The following is a 19,888-nucleotide window of genomic DNA, read 5'->3' on the forward strand; positions in this document are numbered from 1 at the left end:
CGGTCGGGGCGGATCGGAGCCATCTGGCACGGTGCTTGCTGAACATGCTCCCGAACCAACCGGATCGGGAGCATCAGTTTGAGCGAGGCACGGAGTACGGATATCGGCGCGGGCGTCCATGTCGGCGGCCAGGGTAATGGAGCCGGGGTGCGTGCTGCGATCGCGCGCGCCGCGCAGGCCACGGGTGTCGATTTCCAGTACCTCATGGCGCAGGCCCGGCTGGAATCGAGCCTCGATCCCGGCGCCCATGCCTCCACCTCCAGCGCGGCGGGGCTGTTTCAGTTCACCAACGGCACCTGGCTGAACACGCTGGGCCGCCATGCGGCGGACCACGGCATGGCCTGGGTCCAGCAGGCGATCAGCGGCGGCGGTCTCTCCAACCCCGGCACGCGCGCCCAGATCATGGGCCTGCGCTACGATGCCGACGCTTCCGCGCTCATGGCGGCCGAACTGGCCAATGACAACAAGGCCGACCTGACGGCGCGGCTCGGCCGCGAGCCGGACTCCACCGAGCTTTACCTGGCGCACTTCCTTGGTTCGGCAGGGGCCGGGCAGTTCCTCAGCGCGCTTGCGGCCGATCCTTCGCAGAGCGCGGCGGCGATCCTGCCCAGTGCGGCGGCGGCGAACCGCGGGATCTTCTACCAGGGCGGCGCAGCCCGCAGCCTGGGCGGGGTGATGGACCTCATGCGCGGCAAGATGGCCGGCGCGATGGAGGGGGCATTGGAGAACCGCTACGATGCCGGGAGCGCCGGCTGGCCGACTTCGCCGCAGATCGCTTACGAAGCCGTAGCCGAGGACATGCCGATGGGCCCGATCGCCCGCGAATTTCGCGCGGCGGCAGCGGAAGCCCCTGCCGCGCATGGAGGCCGCGCCCCCGCCATCCCGCCATCCCCGCCGCGCACGTCGATGGCCGACACGCTGCAAGGCATGTTCGGCGCGGCGGGCACCAGCGCGCCCGCTCATGTCCGCGCGGCCTATGCCCGGCTGGCGGGGCTGGGCCTGTGAACCAGCTTCTGCGCCGCTTCGGCGATCTCGGCACGATGGCGCTGCCGGCGGGCATACTCACGCTCATCGTGCTGATGATCGTGCCGGTTCCGGCTTTCGTGCTCGACGTGTCCTTCGTGCTCAACATCGCGCTTTCGCTGGCGATCCTCATGGCGGCGATGAATGCGGAAAAGCCGCTCGACTTCTCGTCCTTCCCCTCGGTCCTGCTCTTCGCCACGCTGCTGCGCCTCGCGCTCAACGTCGCCTCGACCCGCGTGGTGCTGGTCCACGGCCACGAAGGCGAGGCTGCGGCGGGCGTGGTCATCGAATCCTTCGGCAAGTTCCTGATCGGCGGCAACTTCGCCGTGGGCATCTTCGTGTTCCTGATCCTGATGATCATCAACCTGGTGGTCGTGACCAAGGGCGCGGGACGCGTTTCGGAAGTGTCCGCGCGCTTCACGCTCGATGCGCTGCCGGGCAAGCAGATGGCGATCGATGCCGACCTCGCGGCCGGGCTGATGACCGCTGACGAAGCCAAGGCCCGGCGCCGCGAAGTGGCCACCGAGGCGGACTTCTACGGTTCGATGGATGGCTCCAGCAAGTTCGTGAAAGGCGATGCCATCGCCGCGTTGCTGATTCTGGGCGTCAATATCGTCGCGGGCTTCTGCCTCGGCATGATCAGCCACGGCCTGTCCGCCACCGAGGCCGCGCAGACCTACATCACCCTGGCCATCGGCGATGCGCTGGTGGCGCAAGTGCCCTCGCTGCTGCTGTCGATCGCCGCCGCCGTCATCGTCACCCGCGTCTCCGACAGCAGGGACCTGGCCGGGCAGATCGGCGGCCAGTTCGCCAATCCGCGCACATGGCTGCCGGTCGGCGTGGTGCTGGCGGCGATCGGCCTGATCCCCGCCATGCCGCAGACCGTCTTCCTCCCGGCGGCGGCGCTGGCCTTCTGGCTGTGGCACGCGCTGCGCAAGCGGCAGGCCATGCCCGAGCCGGTCCTCGAAGCCCCGCCCATGGCGGACCCCTCGCGGATCGCCCTGGAGGACGTTTCCGACCATACCCTCGTCACTATCGAGCTGGGCTACGGCTTGGTCCAGCTGGTGGACGAACGCCGCGGCGCGCCGCTGGTCAGCCGTGTCACCGGCGTGCGCAAGCAGCTCAGCCAGTCGTTCGGCTTCATCGTCCCGCAGTTCCGCGTGCGGGACGCGCTGGACATGCCGCCGCACGACTATCGTATCGCCCTTGGCGGGGTGACGCTGGGCAGCGCCACGATCCGCGCCGACCGGGTGCTGGCCATCGACGCGGGCGAGGCGCGCGCCAACCATGGCCTGCGCGGAGAAGCGACGCGCGATCCCAGCTTCGGCTGCCCGGCGCTCTGGATCGACCCCGCCGCGCGCGACCATGCCACGGCCGAAGGCTTCCTGACCGTCGATGCCGGTACGGTGATCGCCACTCACCTCAACCAGCTCCTGTCCGAGCGGGCGCACGACCTGCTCGGCCCGGACCAAGTGAAGGCGCTGCTCGAAGGCATCAGGGCGCATTCGGCGGGGCTGGTCGAGACTATCCATCCCCAGCCGCTCTCGCTCGCCGCGATCACCCGGCTCCTGCGCGCGCTGCTGGAAGACGGCATCCCCATCGCCCATCCCCTGCCGATCCTCGCCAGCCTGAGCCGCGCGGTGCAGCAGACGGTCGATCACGAACGGCTGGTGGAACTGATGCGCGCCGATCTGGGAGCGCTGATCGTCGGCCGCGTGTGCCCGCCGCATGAGCGCCTGCCGGTAATCACGCTCGATGCCGGACTGGAGGCGGCAATCGTGCAGGGCATGATCGATCCCGTCACCGGCCAGCCGGTGATCGAGCCGGACCTTGCCCGCATGATCGGCGAGCGGATCGCCATGCTCTGCGAGGAACGCGGGCCGGGCGAAGTGCCGCTGGCGCTGGTGGTCCAGCCCCGCGCCCGCCGTGCGCTCTCCGCGCTGCTGCGCCTGCGCGCGCCGACCTGCCTGGTGCTCTCCATCGCCGAACTGCCCCAGACCCAACCCATAGAAGTGGTGGACGTGGTCGGCGCCGCCCAGCCCGAGCGCACGGTCCCCGGCCTTCCCCACCCCGATTCCCATCACGATCAAGCTGAAAGCATGGCCGCATGAAGCAGGACCAGATTTCCTTCCACAAGACATCCAGCCGTATCGCCGGGGCCTACCAGGGCGACGTTGGCGACCGCGTCCGCCGGTTCCTGCCGATGGTCCGCCGCCTTGCCTGGCATGTCCATGGCAGCGGGCACGGCGCCGGGCGGCCGGGCATCGAGCTGGAGGACCTGATACAGGCCGGCCTCGTGGCGCTCACCGAATGCGCGCAGAAGCATCAGGGACCGACCGAGGACGGCTTCGCGGCTTATGCCAAGATGCGGGTGCGGGGGGCCATGGTGGACCTGATCCGCCGCGCCGTGCCGATGTCGCGCGGGGCGAGCGAGCGGCGGCGCCAGCTTGCCGCCAAGGAAACCGAGCTGCGCGGCACGCTGGGCCGCGATCCCCGCCCGCACGAGCTGGCCGCGGCCATGGGTATCGACGAGGGCGACCTTGCCGTCCTGCGTGGATCCAGCCAACCGCTTCGCTTTGAGGCCATCGACGAGGTCTATTCGGACCAGAACATGGCCTTCGCCGACGAGCGGCCCGACAGTCACGCGCTCCTGGCCGATGAGGAACTGCGCGGCGCGGTGGTGGAAGCGCTCACCGACCTGCCGGACCGGCTGAAACTGGTGGTGCAGCTCTACTTCGTGGAGGAGCTGAACCTGGCCGAGATCGCGCAAGTGCTGCAAGTCTCGATCCCGCGCGTACACCAGCTGAAGGCGCAGGCGCTGGCGAAGCTGCGCGAAAGCCTGAAGGGCGTGGCGGATATCGTGTGACGAGGCGCCGGATGCGCTGGTTCCGCTCCAGGCATGCTCTTTCCGTTCGTCGCCCGCGAGGAGGCGAAACTTCCCTCTGTTCGCCGCCCGTGAGGAGGCGAACCTCCTTCCCTTCGTCATTGCGAGGAGGCGAAGCCGCCGAAGCAATCCAGAGCGGCTCTGCGCGGCTCTGGATTGCTTTGCTGCGCTCGCAATGACGAACGTATGGGGGCAATCCGCCCCCGTCGGTTATCCGAGATAGATGCCCGAGGGATTGCCGGTAACGCCGGATTCCACCTCGAACAGCGCCCCGTCGAATTCGGATTCCGGCAGGCCCTTGGATGCCGAAGTCACGAACATGCGGTCCAGCTTCTCGCCCGCGAAAGCGATGTTGGTGATACGCTTTGCGGGCAGTTCGATCGAGCGCTCGCGGGTGCCGTCGGGGGCGAAGCGGCTGATCTTGCCGCCGTCCCAATGGGCGGTCCAGAGATAGCCCTCGGCGTCGGTGGTCATGCCGTCGGGATAGCCGTCTTCCTCGGAAAAGCGGATGAATTCCTCGCGCGAGTGAGCGCCGGTTTCATCCAGGGCGAAGCGGTAGATCACGCGCAGCGCCGAGTCCGCGTGGTAGAGCCACTGGCCGCAGGGCGAGAAGGCCGGACCGTTGGGCACGGTGTAGTCGCTGTCGATCACCTGCCATTCGCCCGCGGGCGAAAGGCGGTAGAGCGAGCCGGAGACATTCTCCTCGGCCATGTCCATCGTGCCGCACCAGATCGCGCCGTGGCGGTCGGCCTTGCCGTCGTTCATGCGGTTGCCGGGCAGGTGCGGTTCGGGGTCGTTGCGCTCCGAGATGGTCAGCGGGTCGAGCGTGATATTGGCGACGCCGTCCTGGAAGCCGCCGATCAGGCCGCCTTCGGCACGCGGGGCGACCCAGCCGAGACGGGCAGGCATGTCCCAGCGAGTCACGGTGTTATCGTCCAGGCTGAGACGGTTGAGGGCAGGGGCGAGGATGTCGACCCAGTAGAAGGCATTGTCGCGCGCGCACCAGAGCGCGCCTTCGCCGAGGGTATCGCGCACGTCGCGATCGATCTTGCGCCAAAGCGTCATGAAACTCTCCCTAACAGTAAATCGGCCCCCGCCCCGTCCTTTCCCTTGGGGGGACAGGCAGGGACGAGGGCCGAAAGGTCATCCGACGGCTAGATCGGACAGGATGTCGATCTTAGTGGCTATCGCCCTTAGTGGTTGTCCCTGGGCAGGCCCATGGTCTGGGCAATGCGCTGGTACTTCTCGGCGCCTTCGAGGATCGCGCCGGTGTCCATCTGGCCGACGACCGAGCGCTGGATTTCCTGCCAAGGCGTCTGCGAGGCCGGGAAGGGGTATCCGCCCTTGGCTTCCAGAGCGGCACGGCGCGCGGCCAGTTCCTCGTCGGAGATCAGCACGTCCACGCGGCCCTTCTTGAGGTCCATGCGCACGCGGTCACCCGATTCCAGCAGGGCGAGGCCGCCCATGGCTGCGGCTTCAGGCGAAGCGTTGAGGATCGAGGGGCTGCCCGAGGTGCCCGACTGGCGGCCGTCGCCGATGCACGGCAGCGAGTGCACGCCTTCGGTGATGAGGTACGAAGGCGGACGCATGTTCACCACTTCGGCTGCACCCGGGTAGCCGATCGGGCCGGCGCCGCGCATGAACAGCAGGGTCTGGGGGGTGATGCCGGTGGCCGGATCGTCGATGCGGTGATGGTAGTCTTCCGGACCGTCGAACACCACGGCCTGGCCTTCGAAGGCGTCCAGGTCGTCGGGGTTCGAGAGATAGCGGTCGCGGAATTCCTTGGAGATCACGCTGGTCTTCATGATCGCGGCGTCGAACAGGTTGCCCGACAGGACCAGGAAGCCGGCTTCTTCCACCAGCGGCTGGTCGAAGGGCTTGATGACCTTCTCGTCCTCGATCGTGGCGTCGCGGCAGTTGTCGCCCATGGTCTGGCCGTTCACCGTCATCGCGCCCTCGTGAATGAGGCCCTGCTTGATGAGCTGCGCGACCACGGCGGGGACGCCGCCGGCACGGTAGTAGTCTTCGCCCAGGTATTCGCCTGCGGGCTGGAGGTTCACCAGCAGCGGGATCTTGTGGCCGATGCGCTCCCAGTCCTTCAGCGGCAGATCGACGCCGATGTGGCGGGCGATCGCGGCAAGGTGGATCGGGGCGTTGGTCGAACCGCCGATGGCGGCGTTGACGGCGATGGCGTTATGGAAGGCGTCCAGCGTCATGATGTCCGAGGGCTTGAGGTCCTCGTGCACCATGTCGACGATGCGCTTGCCGGTGCGCCATGCGCATTCCTGGCGGTCGCGGTAAGGCGCGGGGATCGCGGCCGAGCCGGGCAGCATCATGCCCAGGGCTTCGGCGAGCGAGTTCATCGTCGTCGCCGTGCCCATGGTGTTGCAGTAGCCGGTGGACGGGGCCGACGAGGCGACGAGCTTGATGAAGCCGTCGGCGTCGAGTTCGCCGGCAGCCATCATCTCGCGGCCCTTCCACACGATCGTGCCCGAGCCGGTGCGCTCGCCCTTGTGCCAGCCGTTGAGCATCGGGCCGACCGAAAGCGCGATCGCCGGGATGTTCACGGTTGCGGCGGCCATCAGCAGCGCCGGGGTGGTCTTGTCGCAGCCGGTGGTCAGCACCACGCCGTCGAGCGGGTAGCCGTAGATCGCTTCGACCAGGCCGAGGTAGGCCAGGTTGCGGTCGAGACCGGCGGTCGGGCGCTTGCCGGTTTCCTGGATCGGGTGGACCGGGAATTCCAGCGCGATGCCGCCGGCTTCGCGAATGCCTTCGCGAATGCGCTCGGCCAGCACGATGTGGTGGCGGTTGCAGGGCGACAGGTCGCTGCCGGTCTGGGCGATACCGATGATCGGCTTGCCCGAGCGAAGCTCTTCAAGGCTGATGCCGAAGTTCAGGTAGCGCTCCAGGTAGAGCGAGGTCATGTCGATGTTGTCGGGATTGTCGAACCAGGCGCGCGAGCGCAGCTTCGGTGCAGTCTTGTTGTCGGTCATGGGCGATCGTTTCTTTTCGAGGTCAGCGCGAAGAAGTGGAAACGCGGTAGATCATGACATGCTTGTAGGGCTTGCCGGGATCGACGCGGGTGGACGGGAAGTTCGCGTGGTTCGGCGAGTCCGGGAACTTCTGCGGTTCCAGTGCGATGCCGTCGCCCATGCGGTAGAGGTGGCCGTTCTTGCCGATGAACGTACCGTCGAGGAAGTTGCCCGCATAGAACTGCACGCCGGGTTCGGTCGTCAGCAGTTCCAGCACGCGGCCGGACGCCGGGTCTTCCAGGCGCGCGGCCAGTTCGGGGGTCTTGGTCACGCCCTTGTCGAGCGCGAAGTTGTGGTCGTAGCCGCGGCCCATGACGATCTGCTCGTCCTTGCCGTCGCGAATGCCTTCACCGACCAGGCGGCCCTTGCGGAAGTCGAACACGGTGCCGGAAACGTCGCGCAGTTCGCCGGTGGGGATCAGCTTGTCGTTGACCGGGGTGTAGTGACCGGCCGGGATCGTCAGCACTTCCTGCATGGCGTCGCGCGGGCTGCCTTCACCGGCCATGTTGAAGATGGCGTGGTTGGTCATGTTGAGCACGGTCGGCTTGTCGGTCGTCGCTTCGAACACGATCTGCAGGTTGCCCTTCTCGTCCAGCGAGTAAGTGACCTTGGTCTTCACCGTGCCGGGGTAGCCCGAATCGCCGTCGGGGCTGACGAGCGAGAACACCGCCGTCGCCACGGCGCCCGACTTGACCGATTCGACCTTCCAGTTCTGGACGTCGAAGCCCTTGCCGCCGCCGTGCAGCGACTGGCCGTGGTCGTTCTGGGGGAGCTGGTAGCTCTTGCCGTCGAGCGTGAACTTGCCGTCCGCGATGCGGTTGCCGTAGCGGCCGATGGTGGCGCCCCAGTAGTTCGGGCGCTTCTCGTAGCTGGCAACGTCGTCATAGCCGAGCAGGATGTCGGCCAGCTTGCCGTCCCGGTCGGGGGCCATCATCTTCCACAGCGTGGCGCCGTAGGTCAGGATCGTGGCGGAGACGCCATTGGCGGCCTTCAGCGTCACGGCCGAGACTTGCGTGCCGTCCGCCAGCGCACCGGCCGGAGCCTGCGAGGCATCGGCGGCCAGCGCCGGATTGGCCGAAAGGGCAAAGGATGAGGCGGATACCGCCATCGCTACAAACGCCTTGCGCAGTTTCCTCATTGCCCTAGCTCCCATTTCTTAGTGTAAGTCGATTCTGCATATTGGTTTCCGACGCGGCCCATTGACGACGCCGTGTCGCGCATATAGTCCGACAAATAGAAAGAGCGCAAGCCGGTTTGCCGCAGGGCACGGCGCGGTTCTCTGGTAAAGAGAGGATAGTCATGCCCCCAGTGGTTTCATCTGGAGATGCCCCAGTGCTTCACGCGCAGCCAGCGGGCGTCCGCTACGGCCCTGCGCTGACGCTGCTTGCCAGCCTGTTTTTCATGTGGGGCTTCATCACCGTCATCAACAACACGCTGCTGCCGCATCTGCGCAGTGTGTTCGATCTTAGCTACACCCAGACGACACTGATCGAATCGGTGTGGTTCATCGCCTATTTCGTGGCTTCGATCCCCTCGGCCAAGCTGATCGAGCGCGTCGGCTACCAGAAGTCGCTCGTCGTCGGCCTGCTGATCATGGCGGCCGGCGCGCTGGGCATGATGCTGGCCGCCAGCATCCCGTCCTACGGCGTGACGCTGGTCATGCTCTTCGTCATCGCCAGCGGCATCACCCTGCTGCAGGTTGCGGCCAACCCCTATGTCGCTGTCGTCGGCAAGCCCGAGACCGCGTCCTCGCGCCTCAACCTGGTGCAGGCGCTCAACTCGGCCGGTACCATGCTGGCCCCGCTCTTCGGCGCCTACCTGATCCTCGGCCGTTCCAAGAGCGGCACTTCTGCCGCCGGTACCGTGCTGACCGATGCCGAACGCCTGGCGGACGCGCACTCGGTGATCTTGCCTTACGCGCTCGTCGCGGTGGTGCTGGTGATCCTGGCCGTGGTGATCGCCAAGTTCCCGCTGCCCTCGATGGGTTCGGCGAACTCGCGCCTTGCCAAGGACCAGCGCAAGCACTTGTCCTTGTGGAACCACCGCAACCTCGTGTTCGGCATTCCCGCGATCTTCATCTACCTGATCGCCGAGATCGGCGTGGCGAACCTCTTCGTGAACTTCGTCAGCCAGCCGGACATCGCCAACCTGACGCATGAGCAGGCAGGCAAGTACCTGACCTTCCTCTGGGGCGGCATGATGGTCGGCCGCTTCGCCGGTTCCGCGATCATGCAGCGCTTCGATGCGGGCAAGGTCCTGGCGTTCTTCTCGGTTGGCGCCTTCGCGGTGATGGTCGTGACGATCTTCGCGCATGGCCCCGTCGCCATGTGGTCGCTGATCCTCGTCGGCCTGTTCCACTCGATCATGTTCCCGACCATCTTCACGCTCGGCATCAAGGGCCTCGGCCCGCTGACCGAAGAAGGCTCGGGCCTGCTCGTCATGGCGATCGCCGGCGGTGCGCTGGTGATCGTGCAGGGCTGGCTGGCCGACAACTTCGGCCTCCAGAACTCCTTCATCCTGACGGCTGTTTGTGAACTCTACGTGCTGTTCTACGCGCTGTGGGGCAGCAAGGTGACCAACGCGGAGCCGGACCTCGTGCCGGAACCCGCCGAGTAACCGGACGATTCAGCATCAATGAAAAAGGCCCCGGCGAGCAATCGCCGGGGCCTTTTTCTTTTGGAGCGGTAAGGAAAGCCGTCGTCCCGGATCAAGTCCGGGGCGACGGCTTTCCTTATTTTTTCTCCATCGCGCTGCGGGTATCCTCCAGCGCCAGGTCCACCAGCACGTTCATCGCCTCGGCCGCCGCTGCGGCATCGCCTGCGGCGATGGCGTCGTAGACGCGGACATGGTCGGGGATCGGGTTGCGGGGCAGGGCACGGGCGCGCTGCTTGAACTGGGTGGTCCAGTTCACTGCCGCGCCGATCGAGGCGCTGAGCACCAGCAAGGCGTCATTGCGCGTCGCCTGGAGAATCGCATTGTGGAAATCGCGGTCCGCCGCGCGGCCGGCCTCGGTGGTGAGCGTATGCCGACGCATTGCCGTCAGCGCGTCCTTCATCGCCTTGAGATCGTGCTTCTCCCGGCGTTGCGCGGCCAGGCGCGCGGCGGCTGGCTCGACGATGGCGCGCAGTTCGAACAGGCTGCGCACGAATTCGATGTCCGGCTCTCCGGCAAAGGCCCAGCCCAGCACTTCGGGATCGAGCAGGTTCCAGCGATCGCGAGGAAGAACCCGCGTTCCCGCCTTGGGGCGGCTGGCGACCAGGCCCTTCGCACTCAGGACCTGGATGGCTTCCCGATAGGCGCTGCGCGAGACCTGGAGTTCCTCGGCAAAGGCGACTTCACCAGAAAGTATGTCTCCCGGTGCATATTTGCCGGACAAGATGGCCGTTCCCAGTTTATGGGCGATAGCGCCGTGCAGGCGGCGGCCCGGACCACGGGCTTCGTCGGCCGGCCTTGCACTTTCTTCATCGTTCACGAAATTGGCTTCTGACACTGTTATTGGCACCTCTCCGATGGAACCTAACAGTCCTTCTCACGCGAAGGAACGACAAACATTGCGTTTCTGATGCGCTGGGAATATGTCGGAGTAAATAGGGAGATCCCAAATGACCGAATTCCGTTCCATCGTGGCCGAAACCGGCGAGCCCCAGGGCGAACCGCTGGCCGTGAACGGCCCTGCCGATGTCGCCGCCGCCTGCGCCGCAGCGGCTGCCGCATTCGATACCTACCGTGCCACCGACCGTGAAACCCGCGCTGCGTTCCTTGAGCGAATCGCAGACGAGATCCTGGCCATCGGCGATTCGCTGATCGACGCCTATGTTGCCGAGAGCGGCCTGCCGCGCGGCCGCGGCGAAGGTGAGCGTGGCCGTACCATGGGCCAGCTGCGCATGTTCGCCGATGTCGTCCGCAAGGGCCAGTGGCAGCAGCTGCGCATCGATCCGGCCCTGCCGGACCGCGCTCCTCTGCCCCGCCCCGACCTGCGCCTGCGCATGATCCCGGTCGGCCCGGTCGCCGTGTTCGGCGCCTCGAACTTCCCGCTCGCCTTCTCGACCGCCGGTGGTGACACCGCTTCGGCGCTGGCCGCCGGTTGCCCGGTCGTGGTCAAGGGCCACCCGGCCCACCCGATCACCGGCGGGCTGATTGCCGCCGCGATCACCAAGGCCGTCAAGGACGCCGGTCTTCCCGAAGGCGTGTTCCAGCACCTGGTCGGCCCGTCGAACGAACTCGGCGCCGCGCTCGTGCAGGATCCGCGCATCATGGCGGTCGGCTTCACCGGTTCGCGCGGTGGCGGTCTCGCCCTCGCCAAGCTGGCCCAGGCCCGCGAAGTGCCGATCCCGGTCTATGCCGAAATGTCGAGCATCAACCCGGTCCTGCTGCTTCCCGAAGCGCTCAAGGCCCGTGGCGAAGCTCTCGGCACCGCTTTCGTCGGTTCGCTGACGATGGGCGCCGGCCAGTTCTGCACCAACCCCGGCCTGATCCTGGCCGTGGACGGTGAAGGCCTGGACGCTTTCGTTGCCGCCGCCACCGGCGGTGTGTCGGAAGCCAAGCCGCAGACCATGCTGACCACCGGCATCGCCGCCGCTTATGCCAAGGGCGTCGAAGCGCTTGAAGGCAATGCCGGCGTCGAGACCATCGCCAAGGGCGAAGAAGGCAGCAAGACCACCGGCGGTGCGATCCTGTTCCAGACCACGGCCGAGCAGTTCCTCGCCGACAAGGCGATCGGCCACGAAGTGTTCGGCGCCGCGTCGATCGTCGTGCGCTGCAAGGACGAAGCCGAACTCGCCAGCCTGCTCGAAGGCCTGGAAGGCCAGCTGACCGCCACCCTGCACATGGACGCCGCCGACGAAGCCGCTGCTTCGCGCCTGCTGCCCGTGCTGGAGCGCAAGGTCGGCCGCATCCTCGCCAACGGCTGGCCCACCGGCGTCGAAGTGTGCCACGCGATGGTGCACGGCGGCCCGTTCCCCTCGACCTCCGACCCGCGCACCACGTCGGTCGGCAGCATGGCGATCGACCGCTTCCTGCGTCCGGTCAGCTACCAGAACCTCGCTCAGGACGTGCTTCCGGCCGAACTGCGCGACGCAGCCTTCGGTGACGGCGCGCCCCGCCTGATCGACGGCACGCTTACCCTCAACTAACCCCACTCAATCCCCGCAGCGCGCCCCCTCAAGAAGGCGCGCTGCGGACCTGGGAGAGACCTCCATGACCTACCTTCGCCTGCTCCAGCATCGCGCGCCCGACGGCGTGCGCTCCGTCATCCTGGCCGAGGGCGATGCCGCCCACTTCCTTCAGGGCGTCACCACCACGCGCGAACTCGCGTCGCGCGCCATCGCCGAAGGCGTGACGCTGGCCGACGCCGCCAAGGCTGCCGGACAGGGCGAAGCGGTCGACATCAAGGCCGAATTCGCGGCGGGCAACCTGCTCACCCCGATCGACCACGACGATTCCGCCCACCTGCTGATGACCGGCACGGGCCTGACGCACCTCGGTTCGGCCGAAGGCCGCAACAAGATGCACCAGGCTGCAGCCTCGGGTGAGCACGTCACCGATTCCATGCGCATGTTCCTGGAAGGCCTCGAAGGCGGCAAGCCCGCCGCCGGCACCGAAGGCCAGCAGCCGGAATGGTTCTACAAGGGCGACGGCCAGCTGCTCGTCGGCCCCGGCGAAGCGCTGACCATGCCTGCTTTCGCCAAGGACGGCGGCGAAGAGCCCGAACTGGCCGGCATCTACCTGGTCGGTGAAGACGGCAATGTCTACCGCCTCGGCCTCGCGCTTGCCAACGAGTTCTCGGACCACGTCACCGAGCGTCACAACTACCTGTGGCTCGCCCACTCGAAGCTGCGCCAGGCCGCCCTCGGCCCGGAACTGCTGCTCGGCACCCCGCCGGAGAAGATCGAAGGCACCAGCAAGATCGTGCGCGGCGGCGAAACGATCTGGGAAAAGCCCTTCCTCTCGGGCGAAGGCAACATGTCGCACACGTTTGCGAACCTTGAGCACCACCACTTCAAGTACGACCTGTTCCGCCGCGCCGGCGACGTGCACGTCCACTTCTTCGGCACCGCTACCCTGTCGTTCGCGGACGGCGTGACCACGCAGGAAGGCGATGTGTTCGAGATCGACGCCGCGCCCTTCACCCTGCCGGTTTCGAACCCGCTCGCCCGCGCCGCCGCTTCGGCCGAAGCGACCACGACCGTGAAGGCGCTCTGAGCCATGGATCCGATCCGCATCGCCATCGTCGGCGTGGGCAAGATCGCGCGGGACCAGCACATCCCCGCGATTGAGGGCAACCCGAACTTCAGCCTCGGCGCCACCGTCAGCCCGCACCATCGCGGTCCTGAAGGCATCCCGCACTTCTCCAGCCTCGACGACCTGATCGAGAACGGCCCGGCGATCGACGCCGTGGCGCTCTGCACCCCGCCGCAGGTCCGCTACGACCTGGCCGCGCAGGCGCTGGCCAAGGGCATGCACGTCTTCCTCGAAAAGCCGCCGGGCGCGACCCTGGCCGAAGTCGCCGCGCTGGAAAGCCGCGCCGACAAGGTGGGCGTGACGCTCTTCGCATCGTGGCACTCCCGCTACGCCGCGGGCGTCGCCCCGGCTCGGGCCTGGCTGGCCGAGCGCAAGATTCTGAGCGCAAAGATCATCTGGCGCGAGGACGTGCGCGTCTGGCATCCGGGCCAGGCCTGGATCTGGGAGCCGGGCGGCCTCGGCGTGTTCGATCCGGGCATCAATGCCCTTTCGATCGCCACGCACATCCTGCCGCGTCCGTTCTTCCTGAAGGAAGCGACACTCAGCCTGCCCGCCAACCGCGCCGCGCCGATCGCCGCCGACATCGAGTTCCGCGACACGGCCGGGGCCGAGATCCACATGGACCTGGACTGGCGCCAGACCGGCCCGCAGTCCTGGGACATCATCGTCGAGACCGATGCGGGAACGCTGAAGCTCTCGCACGGCGGTGCCGTGCTCACGCTGCCCAGCGGCACCGAGCACAATGAAGACCTCGAATATCCGGGTCTCTATTCGCGCTTCGCGAACCTGATCCGCGGCGGTCGCAGCGATGTGGACATCGCGCCGCTGCGCCTCGTCGCCGACGCTTTCCTGCGCGGCAAGCGCGATATCGTCGAAGAATTCCACGACTGAATTTCCCAGGGAGGGGACTGACAATGCTGAAGGCGCTTCGCCTTACCACTGCTGCCGTCCTGCTGAGCGCCACCGCGCTCGCAGGCACGGCTCACGCCGATACCGACGGACAGGCCACCACCGCGACGATCGACGCCGCCAAGCCCGGCCCGGTCTATCACAAGGAAGTCTTCACCCAGTTCGCCGAGCACCTTGGCAACGGGATCTACGGCGGCCTGTGGGTCGGCAAGAACAGCAAGATTCCCAACACCAACGGCTTCCGCAACGACGTCGTCAGCGCGCTCAAGGACCTTTCGGTCCCGGTGATCCGCTGGCCCGGCGGCTGCTTCGCCGACGAATACAACTGGCGTGAAGGCATCGGCCCGCAGAACAAGCGCCCGGTCAAGATCAACACCCATTGGGGCGGCGTGACCGAACCCAACACCGTGGGCACGCACGAGTTCTTCGAACTGATCCGCCAGGTCGGCGCAGAGGCCTACATCGCCGGCAACGTCGGTGACGGCACCCCGCGCGAAATGGCCGAGTGGGTCGAATACATGACCTCTCCCGCAGGTTCGCTGGCGGACGAACGCGCCAGGAACGGCCACAAGGAACCCTGGAAGGTCGCCTACTTCGGCGTCGGCAATGAACTTTGGGGCTGCGGCGGCAACATGCGGCCCGAATTCGCGGCCGACGAGACCCGTCGCTACGCCACTTTCGTGAAGGCCCCGGCCGGCACCAAGATCCTCAAGGTTGCCGCCGGCGCCAATGTCGACGACTACAACTGGACCGAGACGATGATGCGCGTCGCGGCCCCGCAGCTCGACGGCGTTTCGCTGCACTACTACGTCCACCCGGCCGGTGGCTGGCCGCCGCGTGCGCCTGCCGTCGACTTCGACGAGCATGGCTGGGCCGATGCGCTGAACGGCGCGCGCCACATGGACGAGCTGATCACCAAGCACTCGGCGATCATGGACAAGTACGACCCCGAAAAGCGGGTCTTCCTGGCCGTGGACGAATGGGGTTCGTGGTACGCCCAGGATCCGGGCACGCATCCGGGCTTCCTGCGCCAGCAGAACACCCTGCGTGACGCGCTGATCGCCTCCGTCCATCTGGATATCTTCGCCAAGCATGCCGACCGCGTGCGCATGACCGCCATCGCCCAGATGGTGAACGTGCTCCAGGCGATGATCTTCACTGACGGCAACAAGATGGTGCTCACGCCCACCTACCACGTCTTCGAGATGTACAAGCCGTGGCAGGACGCCACCGTGCTGCCGATCCAGATCAAGTCGCCCTGGTATCACAAGGACGAGTTCTCGATGCCGGCCGTCAGCGGTTCGGCCGTGAAGGCGAAGGACGGCAAGATCCATGTCGGCCTGTCGAACCTCGATCCGAACCAGTCGAACACGGTGACGATCAAGCTCGACGGTGTGAGCGCCTCGGCGGTCACCGGCCGTATCCTGACGGCACCGGCGATCAACTCGCACAACACCTTCGACACCCCGAATGCCGTCAAGCCCGAGGCCTTCTCCGGCGCGACCGTGCAGGGCGGCAACCTTGTCGTCACCCTGCCGGCCAAGTCGGTCGTGGTGCTCGAACTGCAATGAGCGTGAACTACGTCCTCGGCGATTGGGGTACGACCCGCCTGCGGCTGTTCCGCCTTGACGGCGAGGACGTAGTTGCCCGGCTCGATGGGCCGGGCGCGCTCGAAGGCAATGCGCAAGAGGCGCTGGCCGAGAGGCTGGAACTCTGGAAGGCTGCCAATGAGCAGTCCGGTGTCGTGCAGTCTGGTGCCGTGCTGGCCGAAGTCGTGCTTTGCGGCATGGCCGGGGCACCCGGCGCGCTCGTCGCGGCAGGCTATGCGGCCTGCCCGGCGGACGCCGCCAAGTGGCTGTCCTCGCGCACGGAGCTTGAGGTGGCAGGCGTTCCGGTTTCGGTGCTGCCCGGGCTGAGCTGCCATGCGGATGGCGTGCCGGAAGTCATGCGGGGCGAGGAAGCGCAAGTCTTCGGCGCCCTCGCGCTTCACCCGGAACTGGCCGAGGGCGAGCACCTGATCGCGCTGCCGGGCACCCACTGCAAATGGGTCACGGTCAAGGACGGCACGATCACCGGCTTCCGCACGCACCCCACCGGAGAGCTGTTCGCCCTGCTGGCGGGCAAGTCGACGCTGACCGGGCCGGATACTCCGGGCGAGGGCACTGTCGACGAAGGCTTCGCGCGCGGTCTGGAACGCTGCGGAGAGCCGCTGACCGGCGCGCTGTTCGAAGCACGCGGCGCGAGGATGCTCGACGGCCGCTCGAAAGACTGGTCGCGCGGGTACATTTCCGGCCTGCTGATCGGCGGCGAAGTTGCAGCGCGTGTGCAGCCGGGCACTTCGGTGATCTTGATAGGCGACCCGGCGCTGTCGGCGCTCTATGACCGTGCGCTGGAAGGGATCGGCTGCACCGCCCGCCGCATCGACGGCGACGCGGCGGTTCTCGCCGGCCTGCGTATCGCAAAGGAATTGAGAGCATGAAGATCGAACAGGTTCTGGCAGAAGGCGCTGCCCCGGTCGTCGCGATCCTGCGCGGCATCCAGACTCACGAAGCGGTCGAGATCGGCACCGCGCTGGTCGAAGCCGGCGTGCGCATCATCGAAGTGCCGTTCAACTCGCCCGACCCGGCCGGTTCGATCGGCGCCATGGCCGAGGCTCTGGGAGACCGCGCCGCGATCGGCGGCGGCACCGTGATCGGCACCGATCTGGCCGAGACGCTCGCGGGCGTCGGCGGCACTTTCATGGTTTCGCCCAATGTCGATCCCGCCGTCATCAAGCGCGCGATCGAACTCGGCATGGACGTGCTCCCCGGCTTCCTGACCCCGACCGAGGCTTTCGCCGCTGTCGCGGCCGGCGCCAGCGATCTCAAGCTGTTCCCCGGCTCGGTGCTGGGCAGCGGCTACATCAAGGCGATCCGCGAAGTACTGCCCAAGACCAGCCGCGTCTGGGCCGTGGGCGGCGTGGGCGCTGCCAATGTCGCGGAATACCGCGCGGCCGGCGTGTTCGGCATCGGCGTGGGCGGCAGCCTCTACAAGCCCGGCTTCGATGCCGCGACCGTCGGGGCCAAGGCCGCCGAGATCGTCGCCGCATGGAACGCCTGCGCAGCATAAGACAGATTTGGAGAGTTAACGTGTTCAGGAAATTCCTCGCTGCCGCCAGTCTTGCCGTGCTGGCCGCCTCCGGTGCGGCCGATGCGCAAGTGCAGGTCGGCGAGAAGGGAGCGGGCACGCTCAATTCCCAGCTTACCGGCGACCTCACGGTGCACGATCCGGTCATCATCCGGGAAGGCGATACTTACTACGTCTTCAGCACCGTGGGCCGCTACGTCGGCATCAAGACCTCGAAGGATCTCAAGACCTGGAAGGACGCCGGTTCGGTCTTCGCCGAGATCCCGGCCTGGGCGAAGCAGGCGATCCCCGGCACCGAAGGCATCTGGGCGCCGGACATCTCCTATGTGAACGGCGAATACCGGCTCTACTATTCGGTCTCGACCTTCGGTTCCAACCGCTCCGCCATCGGCCTCGCCACGAGCAAGACGCTCGACCCCAAGGCCAAGGGCTACGGCTGGAAGGACCAGGGCCTCGTCGTCATGTCCACGCATGAGGACGACTTCAACGCCATCGACCCCAACTTCGTCGAGGATGCGCAGGGCCGTCAGTGGCTCTCGCTGGGTAGCTTCTGGACCGGGCTGAAGCTCTTCCCGCTCGATCCGAAGACCGGCAAGGTCGCTTCCGGCACCGAGCCTTATTCGATCGCCCGCCGCCTTGCCCCGGCAGGCGGCCCGGCGCCGGTGGAAGCGCCGTTCATCATCCCGCACGGCGGCTTCTACTACCTGCTCGCCAGCTACGATTACTGCTGCAAGGGCGTGAACAGCACCTATTACACCGTGGTCGGCCGCTCGAAGAAGATCACCGGGCCTTACCTCGGCAAGGACGGCAGTTCGATGATGGAAGGCCGCGGCACCATCTTCCTGCGCGCCGACCTGGAAGAACAGCAGCGCTTCCGCGGCCCCGGCCATGCCGGCGCCTTCACTGACAAGGACGGCACCACTTACGTCGTATACCACGCCTACGACAAGCAGGCGAACGGGGCTCCCACCTTGCGCATCGCGCCGCTCCGCTGGGATGCGGACGGCTGGCCCGTCGCCCAATACTGAACCCACCTGACGGCACCCCGGTCCCCCGACCGGGGTGCCCTTTTTTCCTATCGCCGGACAATCTGACCGGCGCCACGAATCAAGAATCTCGGAGAGGATGACATGAACTTTTCCCTTTCGCGCCGCACCTTCGCGGCCAGCGCCGCCCTTCTGCCCATCGCCTGTTCCAAGGCTGGCGACAGCGCCATCGGCGGTGACGACAAGACGGCCGTGACCGATCCGCTCAAGGGCCCGATCAACCCGCTGGTGAAGAACCGCGCGGATTCGCAGGTCTTCCGCCACGAGGACGGCAACTACTACCTCACCGGCTCGGTCCCCGAGTACGACCGCCTGATCCTGCGCCGCTCGAAGACGCTGGCGGGCCTCGCCACTGCCGAGGAGCGCGTGCTCTGGCGCCATGAAAAGACCGGCCCGATGTCTGGCTTCCTCTGGGCGCCCGAACTGCACCTCGTCGACGGCAAGTGGGTGATGTACTTCGCGGCCGGCCCCAGCGGCGGCGGCGAGGACGTGTTCCGCATCCGCACTTACGCCATCGTCTGTGACGGTGCCGACCCGATGACCGGCAAGTGGTCGGTCCTGGGCGAATTCAAGATGCCGTGGGACAGCTTCAACCTCGATTCCACCAGCTTCGTGCACAAGGGCCAGCGCTACTTCGCATGGGCCCAGCGCGAAGAGGGCATCGACACCAATTCGAACCTCTACCTCGCGCCGATGAAGGACGCGCTGACCCTCTCGGCCGAGCCCGTGCGCCTCACCGTGCCGACGCTCGACTGGGAAACCCGCGCCTACAAGGTGGCAGAGGCCCCGGCGGTGCTGGTCAAGAACGGCCGCCTGTTCATGACCTACTCGGCCAGCGGCACCGGCGCCGTCTATTGCCTCGGCATGCTGACGATCGACGAGAACGCGAACCTCATGGACCCCAAGGCTTGGACCAAGTCGCAGAAGCCGGTCTTCGCGACCAACGTGGAAACCTCGGTCTACGGCCCCGGCCACAACAGCTTCACGGTGGACGAGCACGGCAACGACATCCTCGTCTACCACGGCCGCGACTACGAGAAGATCGAGGGCGACCCGCTGCTCAACCCCGATCGCCACACCCGCGTCCAGCGTATCTACTACGATGCCAAGGGCGCGCCGGACTTCGGCGTCCCGGTCGGCAACGGCGCTCTGCCCGAACGCTTCACGCCAGCGGTGCGCCGCGACGTGATGCTCAGCCATGACGGAACGAAGCTGGCCCTCGCCGCCAATGCGCCGCTGCCGCAGACCCAGTTCCGCGAGATTGCCGGTGCCGACGGCGCCGTCCAGCTCTCGCCCATCCTCCTGCGCGACCACGGCTTCAAGGCCGGCCAGGACGGCACCGTTACCCTGGCCCCGCTCGGCAGCGCGGACCTGTTCCTGCGCGAGGCGGGCGAAGCGAAGGGCACCGTTCGCTTCGTGTCCAAGTCCGATTCGTCAAAAGCGCTCGCCTTCGCCGGCGACACCGTGAAGCTGACCGACAAGAAAGACCCGGCAACGAGCTGGATTGCCGGTTAATCAGACAAGAAAACACACAATCCCGCCCGGAAACAGCAGGTTCCGGGCGGGTCTGCGACCATTCTGCCACACCTCTCCGAGCTTTTTGACGGCCCTCCCGCATTTCCGCTTGC

16 protein-coding genes are annotated in these 19,888 nt (G+C 66.8%); 12 read left to right on the forward strand and 4 right to left on the reverse strand.

The features are described from left to right. Positions 1-78: 78 nt before the first annotated feature. The 3 genes from EDF58_RS18715 to EDF58_RS18725 are packed head-to-tail and all read left to right on the forward strand — an operon-like array spanning position 79 to position 3,889. Entirely contained in the window at positions 79-1,005 is a 927-nt protein-coding gene (locus EDF58_RS18715; protein WP_243654364.1) for a transglycosylase SLT domain-containing protein, read from the forward strand. Positions 1,006-1,040: 35 nt separating this feature from the next. After that, positions 1,041-3,134, forward strand: coding sequence for a flagellar biosynthesis protein FlhA (locus tag EDF58_RS18720; RefSeq protein ID WP_132268746.1), 2,094 nt, complete (start codon positions 1,041-1,043; stop codon positions 3,132-3,134). After that, complete coding sequence (locus EDF58_RS18725) at positions 3,131-3,889, forward strand: sigma-70 family RNA polymerase sigma factor (protein WP_132268306.1); 759 nt, start codon at positions 3,131-3,133, stop codon at positions 3,887-3,889. The genes EDF58_RS18720 and EDF58_RS18725 overlap by 4 nt, the downstream gene beginning before the upstream one ends. Positions 3,890-4,117: 228 nt before the next feature. Here EDF58_RS18725 and EDF58_RS18730 read toward each other — a convergent pair whose 3' ends face one another. The 3 genes from EDF58_RS18730 to EDF58_RS18740 form a co-directional block, all read right to left on the reverse strand. Next, a complete protein-coding gene (locus EDF58_RS18730) occupies positions 4,118-4,972 on the reverse strand; it encodes an SMP-30/gluconolactonase/LRE family protein (protein ID WP_132268308.1) in 855 nt (284 codons plus the stop codon). 128 nt (positions 4,973-5,100) lie between these two features. Next, on the reverse strand, positions 5,101-6,900 hold the full coding sequence (locus EDF58_RS18735; protein WP_132268310.1) for an IlvD/Edd family dehydratase: 1,800 nt from the start codon (positions 6,898-6,900) through the stop codon (positions 5,101-5,103). A 22-nt stretch (positions 6,901-6,922) separates the two neighbouring features. Next, the gene (locus EDF58_RS18740; RefSeq protein ID WP_132268312.1) at positions 6,923-8,077 is read right to left on the reverse strand and encodes an aldose epimerase family protein; all 1,155 of its coding nucleotides are present in this window, start codon (positions 8,075-8,077) and stop codon (positions 6,923-6,925) included. A 161-nt stretch (positions 8,078-8,238) separates the two neighbouring features. Between EDF58_RS18740 and EDF58_RS18745 the strand changes: the two genes are divergently transcribed. Continuing rightward, on the forward strand, positions 8,239-9,555 hold the full coding sequence (locus EDF58_RS18745; protein WP_132268314.1) for a sugar MFS transporter: 1,317 nt from the start codon (positions 8,239-8,241) through the stop codon (positions 9,553-9,555). 115 nt (positions 9,556-9,670) lie between these two features. On the opposite strand, the gene EDF58_RS18750 is transcribed toward EDF58_RS18745, so the two are convergent. Beyond that, positions 9,671-10,411, reverse strand: a complete 741-nt coding sequence (locus EDF58_RS18750) for a FadR/GntR family transcriptional regulator (protein ID WP_132268316.1) — start codon at positions 10,409-10,411, stop codon at positions 9,671-9,673. 130 nt (positions 10,412-10,541) lie between these two features. On the opposite strand from EDF58_RS18750, the gene EDF58_RS18755 reads away from it, so the two are divergent. The 8 genes from EDF58_RS18755 to EDF58_RS18790 all read left to right on the forward strand — a co-directional run bounded on the left by EDF58_RS18755 (position 10,542) and on the right by EDF58_RS18790 (position 19,775). Next, a complete protein-coding gene (locus EDF58_RS18755) occupies positions 10,542-12,071 on the forward strand; it encodes an aldehyde dehydrogenase (NADP(+)) (RefSeq protein ID WP_132268318.1) in 1,530 nt (509 codons plus the stop codon). Between the two features lie 64 nt (positions 12,072-12,135). Further along, positions 12,136-13,140: an AraD1 family protein gene (gene araD1 / locus EDF58_RS18760; protein WP_132268320.1), complete on the forward strand. Its 1,005-nt coding sequence runs from the start codon at positions 12,136-12,138 to the stop codon at positions 13,138-13,140. A gap of 3 nt (positions 13,141-13,143) precedes the next feature. Then, positions 13,144-14,070, forward strand: a complete 927-nt coding sequence (locus EDF58_RS18765) for a Gfo/Idh/MocA family oxidoreductase (RefSeq protein WP_132268321.1) — start codon at positions 13,144-13,146, stop codon at positions 14,068-14,070. A 23-nt stretch (positions 14,071-14,093) separates the two neighbouring features. Further along, positions 14,094-15,659, forward strand: a complete 1,566-nt coding sequence (locus EDF58_RS18770) for an alpha-L-arabinofuranosidase C-terminal domain-containing protein (protein WP_132268323.1) — start codon at positions 14,094-14,096, stop codon at positions 15,657-15,659. Further along, positions 15,656-16,567: a 2-dehydro-3-deoxygalactonokinase gene (locus EDF58_RS18775; RefSeq protein ID WP_132268325.1), complete on the forward strand. Its 912-nt coding sequence runs from the start codon at positions 15,656-15,658 to the stop codon at positions 16,565-16,567. The genes EDF58_RS18770 and EDF58_RS18775 overlap by 4 nt, the downstream gene beginning before the upstream one ends. Further along, positions 16,564-17,196: a 2-dehydro-3-deoxy-6-phosphogalactonate aldolase gene (locus tag EDF58_RS18780; protein WP_132268327.1), complete on the forward strand. Its 633-nt coding sequence runs from the start codon at positions 16,564-16,566 to the stop codon at positions 17,194-17,196. Before EDF58_RS18775 ends, EDF58_RS18780 begins: the two co-directional genes overlap by 4 nt. Before the next feature lie 20 nt (positions 17,197-17,216). Next, complete coding sequence (locus EDF58_RS18785) at positions 17,217-18,242, forward strand: arabinan endo-1,5-alpha-L-arabinosidase (RefSeq protein WP_243654365.1); 1,026 nt, start codon at positions 17,217-17,219, stop codon at positions 18,240-18,242. A gap of 102 nt (positions 18,243-18,344) precedes the next feature. Beyond that, positions 18,345-19,775 (forward strand): glycoside hydrolase family 43 protein, encoded by a 1,431-nt coding sequence (locus tag EDF58_RS18790; RefSeq protein ID WP_132268331.1) that lies wholly within the window; start codon positions 18,345-18,347, stop codon positions 19,773-19,775. The last annotated feature ends 113 nt before the right edge of the window (positions 19,776-19,888 follow it).

Source organism: Novosphingobium sp. PhB57, assembly GCF_004342985.1.
GTDB lineage: Bacteria > Pseudomonadota > Alphaproteobacteria > Sphingomonadales > Sphingomonadaceae > Novosphingobium.

Coding starts and splice junctions, on each gene's coding strand:
- araD1 (WP_132268320.1), top strand. CDS start 12,136: ATGACCTACCTTCGCCTGCTCCAGCATCGCGCGCCCGACGGCGTGCGC.
- EDF58_RS18735 (WP_132268310.1), bottom strand. CDS start 6,900: ATGACCGACAACAAGACTGCACCGAAGCTGCGCTCGCGCGCCTGGTTC.
- EDF58_RS18720 (WP_132268746.1), top strand. CDS start 1,041: ATGGCGCTGCCGGCGGGCATACTCACGCTCATCGTGCTGATGATCGTG.
- EDF58_RS18745 (WP_132268314.1), top strand. CDS start 8,239: ATGCCCCCAGTGGTTTCATCTGGAGATGCCCCAGTGCTTCACGCGCAG.
- EDF58_RS18730 (WP_132268308.1), bottom strand. CDS start 4,972: ATGACGCTTTGGCGCAAGATCGATCGCGACGTGCGCGATACCCTCGGC.
- EDF58_RS18770 (WP_132268323.1), top strand. CDS start 14,094: ATGCTGAAGGCGCTTCGCCTTACCACTGCTGCCGTCCTGCTGAGCGCC.
- EDF58_RS18790 (WP_132268331.1), top strand. CDS start 18,345: ATGAACTTTTCCCTTTCGCGCCGCACCTTCGCGGCCAGCGCCGCCCTT.
- EDF58_RS18755 (WP_132268318.1), top strand. CDS start 10,542: ATGACCGAATTCCGTTCCATCGTGGCCGAAACCGGCGAGCCCCAGGGC.
- EDF58_RS18780 (WP_132268327.1), top strand. CDS start 16,564: ATGAAGATCGAACAGGTTCTGGCAGAAGGCGCTGCCCCGGTCGTCGCG.
- EDF58_RS18775 (WP_132268325.1), top strand. CDS start 15,656: ATGAGCGTGAACTACGTCCTCGGCGATTGGGGTACGACCCGCCTGCGG.
- EDF58_RS18765 (WP_132268321.1), top strand. CDS start 13,144: ATGGATCCGATCCGCATCGCCATCGTCGGCGTGGGCAAGATCGCGCGG.
- EDF58_RS18740 (WP_132268312.1), bottom strand. CDS start 8,077: ATGAGGAAACTGCGCAAGGCGTTTGTAGCGATGGCGGTATCCGCCTCA.
- EDF58_RS18725 (WP_132268306.1), top strand. CDS start 3,131: ATGAAGCAGGACCAGATTTCCTTCCACAAGACATCCAGCCGTATCGCC.